10 protein-coding genes and 1 tRNA gene are annotated in these 12,336 nt (G+C 43.7%); 2 read left to right on the top strand and 9 right to left on the bottom strand.

The genetic code is table 11. The features are described from left to right. Window positions 1–4: 4 nt before the first annotated feature. The 9 genes from JZU62_RS03150 to JZU62_RS03190 all read right to left on the bottom strand — a co-directional run bounded on the left by JZU62_RS03150 (window position 5) and on the right by JZU62_RS03190 (window position 9,015). Complete coding sequence (locus tag JZU62_RS03150; RefSeq protein ID WP_295011813.1) at window positions 5–1,060, bottom strand: hypothetical protein; 1,056 nt, start codon at window positions 1,058–1,060, stop codon at window positions 5–7. Beyond that, window positions 1,044–1,898, bottom strand: a complete 855-nt coding sequence (fdhD, locus tag JZU62_RS03155; protein ID WP_295011815.1) for a formate dehydrogenase accessory sulfurtransferase FdhD — start codon at window positions 1,896–1,898, stop codon at window positions 1,044–1,046. Before fdhD ends, JZU62_RS03150 begins: the two co-directional genes overlap by 17 nt. Window positions 1,899–1,949: 51 nt before the next feature. Continuing rightward, complete coding sequence (locus JZU62_RS03160) at window positions 1,950–2,897, bottom strand: cytochrome b/b6 domain-containing protein (protein WP_295011817.1); 948 nt, start codon at window positions 2,895–2,897, stop codon at window positions 1,950–1,952. Beyond that, on the bottom strand, window positions 2,887–3,483 hold the full coding sequence (gene fdh3B / locus JZU62_RS03165) for a formate dehydrogenase FDH3 subunit beta (RefSeq protein WP_295011819.1): 597 nt from the start codon (window positions 3,481–3,483) through the stop codon (window positions 2,887–2,889). Before fdh3B ends, JZU62_RS03160 begins: the two co-directional genes overlap by 11 nt. A gap of 12 nt (window positions 3,484–3,495) precedes the next feature. Continuing rightward, the gene (locus JZU62_RS03170; protein WP_295011821.1) at window positions 3,496–6,336 is read right to left on the bottom strand and encodes a molybdopterin-dependent oxidoreductase; all 2,841 of its coding nucleotides are present in this window, start codon (window positions 6,334–6,336) and stop codon (window positions 3,496–3,498) included. A 21-nt stretch (window positions 6,337–6,357) separates the two neighbouring features. Next, window positions 6,358–6,573: a twin-arginine translocation signal domain-containing protein gene (locus JZU62_RS03175; RefSeq protein ID WP_295011823.1), complete on the bottom strand. Its 216-nt coding sequence runs from the start codon at window positions 6,571–6,573 to the stop codon at window positions 6,358–6,360. Between the two features lie 14 nt (window positions 6,574–6,587). Beyond that, window positions 6,588–7,169 carry a molecular chaperone TorD family protein gene (locus tag JZU62_RS03180; protein WP_295011825.1) on the bottom strand — a complete coding sequence of 194 codons (582 nt, stop codon included), beginning with the start codon at window positions 7,167–7,169 and terminating at the stop codon, window positions 6,588–6,590. Then, complete coding sequence (locus JZU62_RS03185; RefSeq protein WP_295011827.1) at window positions 7,169–8,671, bottom strand: 4Fe-4S dicluster domain-containing protein; 1,503 nt, start codon at window positions 8,669–8,671, stop codon at window positions 7,169–7,171. The genes JZU62_RS03180 and JZU62_RS03185 overlap by 1 nt, the downstream gene beginning before the upstream one ends. A 246-nt stretch (window positions 8,672–8,917) precedes the next feature. Beyond that, window positions 8,918–9,015: transfer RNA gene (locus JZU62_RS03190), tRNA-Sec, on the bottom strand. Between the two features lie 65 nt (window positions 9,016–9,080). On the opposite strand from JZU62_RS03190, the gene selA reads away from it, so the two are divergent. Continuing rightward, window positions 9,081–10,433, top strand: a complete 1,353-nt coding sequence (selA, locus tag JZU62_RS03195) for an L-seryl-tRNA(Sec) selenium transferase (RefSeq protein ID WP_295011829.1) — start codon at window positions 9,081–9,083, stop codon at window positions 10,431–10,433. After that, window positions 10,430–12,262 carry a selenocysteine-specific translation elongation factor gene (gene selB / locus JZU62_RS03200; RefSeq protein WP_295011831.1) on the top strand — a complete coding sequence of 611 codons (1,833 nt, stop codon included), beginning with the start codon at window positions 10,430–10,432 and terminating at the stop codon, window positions 12,260–12,262. Before selA ends, selB begins: the two co-directional genes overlap by 4 nt. The last annotated feature ends 74 nt before the right edge of the window (window positions 12,263–12,336 follow it).

Here is a 12,336-nt window from a genome sequence, read left to right on the forward strand (position 1 = left end):
CGATTTAATCAACTAGTATTGCTCTTAACTGTCTATACTTATAGATTATTTTTTCTCCAATACTCTCTACCTCTTCATGCGTCATTTTTCCAAATGAAAAACTGATCGCCATGCTAGCTTCTTCTGTTGAATACCCTATAACCTTCAAAATACGTGAGGGTTGAGATAATCCCAGAGAACAAAGCTCTCCGTTGGTTAAAAAGATCCCTTCAAGTGCCATAGATCGGATCAAATCTCGGGCAAATATACCATCAAATCCGATATAACAGGTATTAGGGAGAGTCAAGCTAGGATTTATCATCAACTTCACTCTGCACCCAAGAGCATCTGTAATTTGCTTCACAAAACAATCTCGTATATTTCTTATGTGGTCATAAGAATCATTTGCCGATTTCATATACGTATGATAAAAATGATCATAAACTGTTAGATCGATAGCGGGGATCATATCTGAGAAATTACATTTACTGCAAAGGAAAACACCCGAATGTTTAAACGAACCCACTTTATAGCCCCAGACAAATGCCGCAAATACTTTGGGTGTGTTCTCAAGTTTCAACGCATTGCTTAAATCCAAAATTAGATGTTTCATGTCAAAATATCGGTTAACTCTTTTCATTGACTCAATATAAAATGTATCTTCATCAACCGCACTGCACACTAAATAGCGAGCTCCGCGCTCTTTAGCCAAAGCCAAAGATTTTTCACACAGTCCACCCGCGGAATCAGCATCTATCCAGAGAACGGTACGCCCTGATTTTTCGAGAATTAGTCCTGCATGATAAAGATTATAAGGGAGCTTTGAAGAAAAGGCGATGATCTCTTTTGACGGAACGGCCTGATCGATAAAAAAACTCACAGCAGTAGGCGAAAAATTACAAAATACTCCTTCGGAATATCCGAAAGATGATGCGAAGGAGCGGTTTAAATTTTTTAAGAGTTCAAGACTTTCACCATCACCGCTGCGTAAGCGTATCCCTATGGGTGCGGATTCAAACGGCTGAAAGCTCGGTGCGTGGTTGACATCGAGACAATAGAGCTTTTTATGAGGCTGCAACACATACCTCTTCTATAACGCAGGGGGTCGAATCGGTTTGAATCACCGTATGCGCGGTATCGACGCGTGAGGAGTGGGTATAGAGATTCATTTTACCCTCTCGTGCGAATCCGATCAACGTTATACCGTGAAGTTGGGCGGTTTTAATCCCCAACCGTGTCGGAGCCGCTTTGGAAATCACCATCGTGATACCGTGCATAACACATTTAACGACCATTTCCATTGAAAGTCTGCCGCTTACGATTAAGAATGCGTCTTGGGTATCGGCGTGAGATAATCGGGCTTTGCCGATGACTTTATCGATAGCGTTGTGACGACCGACATCTTCCGCTTCGATCGCTTCACCCTCTTGAAGTACCAATCGTGCTTTATGGACGCATCCGCTTTGGCGGAACAGTGCACTGCTACCGTAAAAACGATCCACTTCGTCAAACAGCATATCAACGTTATAGCTAATGGTAGAGCGGTTAAACTCTTTGACAATTTTATCTTCCACATTCCCTGTCACACCGACACAGCATCCTGTGGTAAGGGTCTTCTCTTTAAAAAGGTTTTGAATATTCTCTTCATTAACTGATGCGTCAATATAAACCGATAAACCGTTATCGGAAATTCTTAAAGAATGGATATCTTCCACGTGAGTAATAACCCCCTCACTCATCAAGAATCCGACGATGTGAGCATCTTGATCCTGAGCAATCCCCATAACGGAGAGGAGTTTCATTCCGTTTAGATAAAAGTCGATTCGCTCTTCGGCAATAATCTCATCTTCTTCAATCATCACTGAGCCGTTACGATACACTTTTTCGATAATCAATTTTTTAAGAACTTCTTGTGACATGTCGATACCCTGTATATAAAATTGCGGAGGAAAAATCCTCCGCTTGGAACACTATTGTCGTCCCGCTTTTTTCAAATCATCCAATACATCCGGAGCAACTTGTTCGAGATATTCTCTCGGATAGCTGCCGCTCCATAGTCCTTTTAGATATCCTTTGACCGAAACCGCCGAAGCGTAGACGAAATCAAGGATAAAGAACATAATCAGAACACTGGCACCGAAGTGTAGATAGAGCAATACACGTCGGAATTGAATAACATCCGCATGAGTCAATGAACTCGGATGCAATGTAATAATCATCGCACCGCTGAAACACAGTGCTGCCCCCATAGCGGCATAGAAAAACCAGATAACGCGCTTGGAAGGTTTAAAGCTTCCCGGCAAGAAATGGCGGAAAGTACTGTTCTTTCTCCACCCTTTCATATCTTTAGCCGCAATAACGGTAAAGACGAGCCAAACCGCGATCCATGCCAAACCGGTTAATTCATGGAATTCTCTCAAGATACGAGGAATATCTCCCCCCTCAGAGCGTAAACCCCATGTAATATTGAATCCGGTCAATACGAGTATGGAAATCATTCCGATATTCAGCCAAATTACCGCTCGTTGGAACGATGTCAATACTTGAACCGTATCGTTAGGTCTCGTAATCGTCGGTGTTACCCGACCGTTTTTAATGTACAAAAAGACAAAAATCATAATCTCGGCAAAAAATACATACCAGATATACTCTTGTCGCTCATTGCTCGCACGAATAATTTCAGGAGCAACCGTGTTATATGCCGGACCGAAAGCGGCATTTATCATTTGCTCCAACTCTGAAGCGGGAGCAGTAAGTACACCGCTGGTATCACCGATCAGTGCATGCATCGTATATTGGATCAGGTAACCCCAATCCATAATCATCAAAAATCCGACAAAAACGAATCCGACAACACCAAGCCCAAGAGCCGTTAGAATGTAGGCTTTATTACACTCCCAAAAAGTTTTACTTTCCATTGTTGTATGCCTCCCATCCGTATGGTTTCAACGATGTATTATCACCGCGTTTAGCAGTGCGATACTCATAAATCTTATCGACTTCAGAGGCATCGCCGGCAATGAGCGCTTTGGTTGAACACATCGATGCACACATCGGGATTTTCCCCTCGGCGATACGGTTTTGTCCGTAATGTTCAAATTCATTCTCGCTGAGCGTTTCATCCGGTCCACCGGCACAAAAGGTACATTTATCCATGACCCCTTTGACACCGAAGATACCTTCATGTCCAAACTGCGGAGCACCGAAAGGACATGCATAAAGGCAATAGCCGCATCCGATACATTTATCTTTGTCATGCAATACGATTCCGTCCGTTCGGATATAAAAACAATCCGTCGGACACACTTTTTGGCACGGTGCATCGGAACAATGCATACATGCCACCGAGAGAGATTTCTGTTTACCTTCGATCCCCTCGTTAATGGTTATAACCCGTCGGCGATTCACGCCGACAGGAATTTCATGCGCTTCTTTACACGCGACGACACACCCGTTACAATCGATGCATCGGTAATCGTCACAATAAAATTTCATACGTGACATTTATCAGCCCCCCTACGCTTTTTCAATACGCACGAGCGTACATTTGGTTTCAGGGCAAGCGGTGACAATGTCATACCCGTAACTTGTAACCTGATTCGAGTTTTCTCCGAGCGCATACGGTGCAGTCCCCTTCGGATATTTGTCTACGAGGCTTTTACCGCTCCATAGACCCGAAAAGTTTTGCGGCATGAAAATATCCGTTTCAGCGACCGAATAACTGTAGACCGCTTTGACTTTAATCTTACCTTCGCCCGTTCCATGTACCCAAATCATGTCACCGTTATCAACCCCATATTTTTTGGCGAGTGTCGGATGGATATGTGCGTACATTTCCCCCGCTAGTTCGGCCAAATATTTTGAGGCTCGAGTTTCGGTTCCCGTACCCATGTGTTCAACAATACGTCCTGTGACCACATTGATCGGGAAATCCGCAACCCAGTTTTGTTTGTTCTGCTCACTGGCGTAACGAATGTTCGTACGATAGTGATCTTTTTTGTCTTCAAACGTCGGATATTTGGCAACCAAATCTTGACGGAAGCTGTGAAGCGGTTCACGGTGTTTAGGAAGTTGGTCAGCCCAATCCCATGCACGTGCTCTCGCTTTTCCGTTTCCGTACGGACATAGTCCTGCTTCCAACGCTTTGTTAACCAGAATATACGTATTATCGTTTTTCCAGTTTTTACCTTTGACTTTCTCTTTTTCTTCAGCCGTTAACGTGATGCCGAAAGATTCGATATTGTCTGCGGTAATTTCAAGATGCCCGCCTTTGAATCGTGAACCGGCCGGTTCATTAACCGCAAGCAATGTTTGTCCATTTTTCTCAGCGACAACCACTGGCTTGCCATCAGGTCCCTTGTCCGTCCATCCTGCACGGAATCCCATACCACCTTCCATAACCGAAACATCGGTTCGGTACATGATCGGAGTTCCCGGGTGTTTATCACTCCAGCACGGCCACGGCAATCCGTAATACTCACCCTCAACCACACCGGAGCCTCTTAGAGTAAGCGGATCAAACAGCGCCCAATTCTCTTGTTGGCGTTTCATACGTTCCGGTGTTACCCCTTGAAGACCGATTGTTTTGACGGCACGGTTAAACTCTCTTGTCGCATCTTCCGGCCATTCATAACTCGGTTTACCGTTTTTCAACGAACGGGTAAATTCTTCATAGAATCCGAGTCGTTTTGCAAATTCAAATAAAATTTCGTGGTCTTCTTTTGCTTCATACAAAGGTTTCACAACCTGTGAACGCCATTGATAACTGCGATTTGTCGCCGCTACCGAACCTGAACTTTCAACTTGGCTGGCTGCCGGAAGCAAGAACATATTATCGGTACGATCGGTAATAACCGCCGCATCATTGACATACGGATCGATAAAGACGACCAAATCTAGTTTGTCTAACGCTTCTTTCGTTTTATGGGTCATTGTAATGGTTGAAATACCGTTCCCGATACAAATCAACGCTTTGAGCGGTGTACCCGCATTGTTTGCGGCATTCTCATCATCAATAACACCCCAAGGCCATGTAGAGAGGGCAAACCCTTTTTTCTCCATCATATCTTTGGTTTTAAATCGACCTTTTAACCATTCGTAATCGACTTGCCATTGTCCTGAATAATATTTCCAAGACCCCTCATTGATCGGGTAGTATCCCGGCAAAATGTCGGATAGATTGGCCATATCACTCGCCCCTTGAACATTATCATGTCCGCGAAGAATGTTACATCCGCCACCCACTTTTCCGATATTTCCGAGGAACATTTGCATAATAGGCCCTAAACGGGTATTGCTCGTTCCGATCGTATGCTGCGTCCATCCCTGATTCCAGATCAAACAACCCGGGGAATTTTCTGCAAAGAGTTTCACCACTTCAAGGAATTTTTCCGCTGTACATCCACACACATTCGCAACGACGTCCGGCGTATACTGTTCTGCTTCGACAACAATGGATTCCCAATCGAAAACACGCTCATCCAAATATTGCTTGTCATGCAAGTTGTTTTTAACAATGTAACGGATCATTCCGTATAAAAATGCGATATCGGTTCCGGTTCGAATACGTGCAAACAAATCCGCATGCGCAGATGTTTTAGTATATCTCGGATCGATCGAAATAATTTTCGCACCGTTCTCTTTGCCTTTTAGAATGTGTTGCATTCCGACAGGGTGATTGACCGCAGGATTAGCTCCCATAATCAAAATAACTTTCGAATTTTGCATATCTCCCAGATGGTTGGTCATACCGCCATACCCAAGTGTATTCGCCACACCGGCGACTGTAGGGCTATGTCAGATACGAGCCTGATGATCGATATTATTCGTTCCCATAAACGCGGCAAATTTGCGGATATAGTACGATTGCTCGTTCGATACTTTGGCTGACCCGAGCATCATGATGCTATCAGGTCCATATTTTTTTTGAAGAGCTTGAATTTGTGCACTGACCGAATCAAGTGCTTCATCCCATCCAATACGTTCCCAAACACCGTCTTTTTTGACTGTCGGGTAGCGTAAACGATTGGTTGAACGCACTTTATCGATCAGGTCAGCACCTTTACAGCAATGACCGCCGAGACTTACAGGATGCTCTTGGGCAACCTCTTGTCTTACCCAGACACCGTCTTTTACTTCCGCAATAATTCCGCATCCGACCGAGCAGTGGGTACAAATAGTTTTCACTTTTTTTGAACCCGGATAAGCTTCTTTCAGCTGACTCGGCGTTGCTTTGACAACTGGTTCACTTGCTGAGCAAACAGCAACTGCACCGATCGAAGTGAGAGCACCCATTTTTAAAAATGAGCGGCGCCCAATCTTCGAATTCAACAATTCCGTTGAGTTTCTTGGACTCATTCGTTCTCCTTTTCTTTAAAATTAGAGGGCAGATTTATAAAATTTGTCCCAATATTCCGTTTTAGTGTAGAGTGTTTCATCTTTGCGGGAATTCCCGACAGCTACCCCATCACCTTCGGTGTGTTCACCCCGATGGCGACTGGGGTGCGTCGCGGTGATCAAGCCTAAACTCCCCGCCGCAACAACGCCTCCGATCCCTAACCGTTTGAGAAAATCTCGTCGTCCGTTAGTGTCCATTGTTACCTCCTTTCCTAAGATAAATAGAATTCAAAATATGATTTTTCAAATGCGATAAAAAGGGCGAGAAACGAAGCACACTCTTGGTAAAAGTCAGCTCGGTTACTGTTGAACTGCGCATCGATGAATCCGCCGATATAGGGCTCTATAACACTTTGAAAGAGTTTCTTCTGCAACGGGCTATGTCCATCGTTGAGCAAGCTGGCGGAAAGACCGAACAATATTCCGGCTTCATCTTCCCCGACACACACGAAATCGGCTTTAATATATCCCGCTTCACACATAATCTCTTTGGTCATAATTGTCGGCATTCCGAGTTCGCGTTCATCATGATAATAGGACATAGATGAATTGATAAAATCACCAAACGGGAGATTAAAGAGGACATGGGCTTCACGCGCTACCTCGTCTTTATTATCCTGCAATGAGGTGATCATACGATCGGTGTATTCCTTGATCCCCTCTGCAAACGGGGATTCACTGACGGCACGTAGTACCGTGAGGATCGATTCCGAATCTTTCTCTACCCCTTCGTTTCGGTATAACGAACCTAAGACAGTGTAAATTGCGGCTCTGGCGCCTACTAGCGATTCCATTAATATCCTTCCTTAGCGCCATTGTCAAAATGATCTTTGAGCATTAGTTTCGGCTTACACTCCGCACAGCAGTAGAGGGTTCGCGTTTTAACATCATCCCACATCAATGAAGCAAACATACCCGCCACTTTAGCAATGGCCTTTTCCGTTGCAAACGGCTTACCGCATTCAACACAGCAAAACACTTCGTCTTTGGCAACCGCCGAAAAGGTTACATAGCTCTCCTCTTCTCTAAAACGCCCCGGTACTAAAGTAATGGAGTGTTCAGGACAGGTACTCTCGCAATGACCGCATCCGGTACACAATGCCGGATTAAGGGCAAGAGATTGATTCTGTGGTTGTGCTTGGAAAGCACCGCTTTTGCACACATAGGCACATCCCATGCACAAAGTACATTTGTCATCAACATACAAATCATTAAAAAGTGAATGTTGCAATGTATACACGTTGTTGCTATATCCTTTTAAAGACGCCAACCCTTCACTCACTGCCATACGAAGAGGTAAATTGTTCAATCGTCTAGCAAGCGGTGTAAAACGTTTAGAATGGCGCGATGCTGAAACGATATCTCCGATCACATCGCCGCCGAAGCGTTCAAAGATACGGTTCACATTACAAATTGCCACTTGGGTAGATACCGGCAGCGCTGTTATATCCGGAAAGTAAACGTCTCCTCCAGATTTGAGAACCATTAACGAGAGATAAAGTTCATTGAGAAGAGAATAATTCGGAACGCTGAGTATCACTGTTTCGCTGTAGAGAGGTGAAGAGAGTTTCATCAAATCGGCATCGGTCGCAACGAGAACACCGTAACCTTCGCTATTTTCCAACGCAGCGATTAACCCCGCAACATTAAAACGGGAATTTTGGATGGCTCCGGATGGGCATACCGCAACACACGAACCGCATTCTGTACAGTCGCTTAGACGTAAATGGATGGTTTTTGCCTCTGTATCTTCGACAAGAGCGGAATACTCACAGCTATCCAGACAGGCACGACATGCAGGCAAATCTTTGGAAGCGTAATCGCATTGCCCTTCTGTGAAAAGAAGGCTTTTTGTAAAGGTGGTTTTGGTTGCTCTGGCAGTAAGTTGGGGAGCAACACGTGATAAATTACCGTGAATCTCAATCGCATCGTATTTAAGCCATGGATTATTGTCTCCGCAGTAAATTAAAGAGGATGCAGGATAGCTAACGATCTCGTTACCCGCTCGAACATTTACATGATAATCGCCGGCACGTCCTTCAATCCGAACAATTTTAGAAGCATCGACAACTTGTACATTGAACCCTTCGTCTAAAGACCCTATCAAACTGTAAGTACCGTCGTTTATCAGAACAATAGAGTGTTGATTATTTAGAGGATACGAGAAGTCAAGCGTATTATCAAATAAAGTGTCATCCACACTCTGTTGAATACGAATCAGTTTATCTTTATAAGTATCAGGTGAGTTTTCTAATAAATACATACAGGCGTATGTCATAGCGCTATAATCGGTCATAAAAATCCTTTGTCGTGTATTACGATCAGATTTTTGCCAACGTGTAGCGATACAGCCTGTATCTTTTTGGGCAATAAGTAAACTATTATTTTACGTTTTGTAATTATTCTTCATTGTGGCTTAAATTAATATTAAAGTCATTTATTTAATTTTATAGAAAATTCAAGCGGAATATAAGATAGTTAAGTTAAAATATTTTTAACCTTTTATGCTTTATGTGGAATAATTTGAGGGGAAAAGAGGATTTGGCGAGAAGGTGAAGGAATTGAACCTTCCTTCGAACAGCCACCTGCCCGAACAATGGGTTTGAAGTCCATGGTGCCCACCAGGGTCACATACCTCCCATCTCACAATGCCATTCTAGCTAAATAAAAGTTAAATATTTTTTAACCTGTATCGGAGCACTACGATGGAGACCCATAGCAGACCTGCCATCCCTCAACTGGGGAGATTTTTGGATCGAACTGAGTTTATCACTCTTAATCGCCAAACACTAACCATCTTAGCTCGTCAACTTTTTGAAGAGATTCGTCACGGTAAAACCGATATCGGAGCAAATACTGATGAGTCCGTTTTGGTAGAAATAATCTTATCCCGATTGGATACGCTGTGTCATGATTCATTGATTCCTTTGATCAACGCGACAGGGATTGTTTTGCATACCAATCTCGGACGAAGCCCCATCGAAAAATCAATACTTGATGAAATGCAGGAGAGCATCGGGAGCTACTGTAATCTTGAATTTGATATTGATAGCGGAAAACGAGGGGAACGCTACGGACATTTGACTAAAAAACTCTCATTTTTACTGGGATGCGAAGATGCCATCGTCGTTAACAATAACGCAGCAGCCGTCTTTTTGATCCTAAATACCTTCGCTAAAGGAAAAGAGACCATCGTATCGCGAGGAGAATTGGTAGAGATCGGCGGTTCCTTTAGAATTCCCGATGTGATGAGGGAGAGTGGAACCCTGCTAAAAGAGATAGGGACGACCAACAAAACCAAAGCCTCTGATTATACGGCGGCAATCACTCCGCAGACGGCGGTTATGATGAAGGTTCACCGCTCCAATTTCTCCGTTGTTGGTTTTACCCATGAGGTAGCATTTGAAGAGCTGATACCTATTGCTCAGTCTAATAATGTTATCGACTACTATGATGCCGGTAGTTTGAATCTTTTCGACGCTCCCTATCTGGGGAATGAAACGTGTGCCAAAGCACTGTTTGAACACGCACCTTCCCTCGTTAGCTTTAGCGGAGACAAACTGTTGGGCTCCGTACAAGCGGGAATCATCGCCGGAAAAAAAGAGCTCATCGACAAAATCAAAAAAAATCAACTCTTACGGATGCTTCGAGTCGATAAACTGACGATGTCCGTATTGGAAAAAACCCTTACTCGCTATATCCAAAAAGGGCCTCAGGCGATAAAAACCCATAAACTCTTATCTAAAACACTTATTGATATGCAACTACAGGCTGATTTTGTCCTCTCAGGGGTTGATCACTCATATAAACTTTCCACAGGTAAAACATCCACCTATGCGGGAGGAGGTTCACTTCCACAGCATCTGCTAGAGAGTCTCGCACTAATTATCGAAGATCACCCTAAAAATGCCGAACGCACGATTAAAGCACTCCGTGCGCAGGGTCTCATTGCCCGAATCGAAAAAGATAGGGTTCTTATCGACTTACGCAGTATCGATGATGATGAGCTATCACAGGTAATGAAGATTTTAAATACCGTTTTGGAGGAACGCCCATGAAAACCACTATAGTCGGTCTGGCCGGACATGTCGATCACGGGAAAACGTCACTTATTCGTGCATTAAACGGTTTTGACGGGGATCAGACCCGCGAAGAGAAACGGCGCGGTTTGACGATGGATCTCAGCTTTACACAGATGGATCAACAGGAGAAACGGATATTTTTAGTCGATGTTCCAGGACATGAAAAATTTGTAAAACACTATTTGGCAGGGGTATTCGGTTTCGACGTTCTTCTACTGATTGTCGCGGCTAATGAAGGGATTTGTAAACAAAGTATTGAGCATCTCGAACTCGCGCATCTTGCCGGAGTAAAAAGTGTTATTTTGGTTCTTACCAAATGCGATCTGGTAGAACCGGATGATGCGGCAATCGTCGAAAAAGATATTTTAAACCTCATCGAAAATATCGGTTTAAAGAGTTTATTTTCAGCTCATGTAGGACGACATGATCCCTCCTCCTACGAACAGCTCAAACATAAACTCTTCTCGTATGATTTACCGCAACGTCCACAAGAGCCTTATTTTCGTTACTATATAGATCGGAGTTTTTCCAAAGACGGCTATGGAACCATTGTCACCGGAACCGTTTTAGGTGGTTCCTTAAAAACCAAAGATAAAATCACTATTCCGCGACTCAAAACTACCGCTATTGTTAGAACGATTCATTCAGGGCTGAACTATGTCCCCACTGCCCTTCCGAATGAGCGTATAGCCCTTAACCTCTCAGGCGTAAAATCGCATGATCTTAAACGGGGAGATATCCTTTGTACCCCTAATTTTCTACGCGGCTTCCTTCAGATTGATGTCATGATCACGCCTCTCAAAGGGGTGACACTTAAACATCAAAGTGAAGCGACGGTATACATAGGTTCAGCCCGCCACAACGTCGTATTAAAAATCATCTCCGAACATGACACCTATGCTATTGCCATTTTTGAAAGCACCACCCCGATTTACGCCTTGTATCGTGAAAAATTTATTCTGCGTGATGCGCAGGGGACGCTCGGAGGAGGCGAAGTCCTTAATCCCATAGCCGATCCTATGAAACGAAAACAAAAAAATGAATTTCTTCTTTTGCTACAGCAGAAAAAACTCTCCGAAGCGTTTGCTATGCTGATGGAGATTCATAAGAAAGGTTTCGGTTTGATCGGAGCCTATCAGCGTTTCGGGATGGATCATACCTCTGCGCTTGAGTTAGCAATGGGAGTTGCGAATTCTTACCTCGATCATGATGAAAAAGTACTTTATCCCTCTAGCACGTTAGAGATGCTTAAAGAGTATATTCGAGCGATTTATAAAAAAAACAGACGTGCCCTCCTCTCTAAAAACTCGCTCCATTTACGGTTTATCTGGGCATCTGTCAATCTTTGCCAAGAAGTCCTTACTCAACTCGAATCAAATGATGAGCTACAATTTAGTGAGGGGTTATACCGAAGTGTCCATTGTGATATTGAAGATATGCCGCAGTATATGGAAGAGTCTCTCTATGGTATTTTAGAGACACAGGGGTGGGCACCAGAAGCTCCGTATGTGATTTATGAAAGTCTCGATCTTGATCGTATTCACGGGGACGACACGATGAAACGGCTCTGCAGTGCCGGAAAAGTGATTCGACTGGCGCACAATCTTTTTATCAGCGCACCTCACCTATCGCACACGATGCAGTATCTACGCGGAGTCATCAGTGACTATGGATATGTCGATATCGAGCTGGCCAAAACGCAAACAGGGCTAAGCCGAAAGTATTTGATAGCCTATCTGGAATATCTTGACCGATTTGAAGATATACAATGCGAGGGTACTCGCCGATCTTTGAAGGCGGCATGATGGAAAAGTATCCCATTTTAAACCAAATTTATCGATTATAAAGTAAACTATTTTTTTATTTTTATTCTTAAAGT

It is taken from the genome of Sulfuricurvum sp. (assembly GCF_019163035.1).
Classification (GTDB): domain Bacteria; phylum Campylobacterota; class Campylobacteria; order Campylobacterales; family Sulfurimonadaceae; genus Sulfuricurvum.

Bases quoted from the DNA above. Each gene is read 5' to 3' on its own strand.
- fdhD (WP_295011815.1), bottom strand. From the start codon at position 1,898: ATGTCACAAGAAGTTCTTAAAAAATTGATTATCGAAAAAGTGTATCGT.
- JZU62_RS03160 (WP_295011817.1), bottom strand. From the start codon at position 2,897: ATGGAAAGTAAAACTTTTTGGGAGTGTAATAAAGCCTACATTCTAACG.
- fdh3B (WP_295011819.1), bottom strand. From the start codon at position 3,483: ATGTCACGTATGAAATTTTATTGTGACGATTACCGATGCATCGATTGT.
- JZU62_RS03175 (WP_295011823.1), bottom strand. From the start codon at position 6,573: ATGGACACTAACGGACGACGAGATTTTCTCAAACGGTTAGGGATCGGA.
- JZU62_RS03180 (WP_295011825.1), bottom strand. From the start codon at position 7,169: ATGGAATCGCTAGTAGGCGCCAGAGCCGCAATTTACACTGTCTTAGGT.
- JZU62_RS03185 (WP_295011827.1), bottom strand. From the start codon at position 8,671: ATGACCGATTATAGCGCTATGACATACGCCTGTATGTATTTATTAGAA.
- selA (WP_295011829.1), top strand. From the start codon at position 9,081: ATGGAGACCCATAGCAGACCTGCCATCCCTCAACTGGGGAGATTTTTG.
- selB (WP_295011831.1), top strand. From the start codon at position 10,430: ATGAAAACCACTATAGTCGGTCTGGCCGGACATGTCGATCACGGGAAA.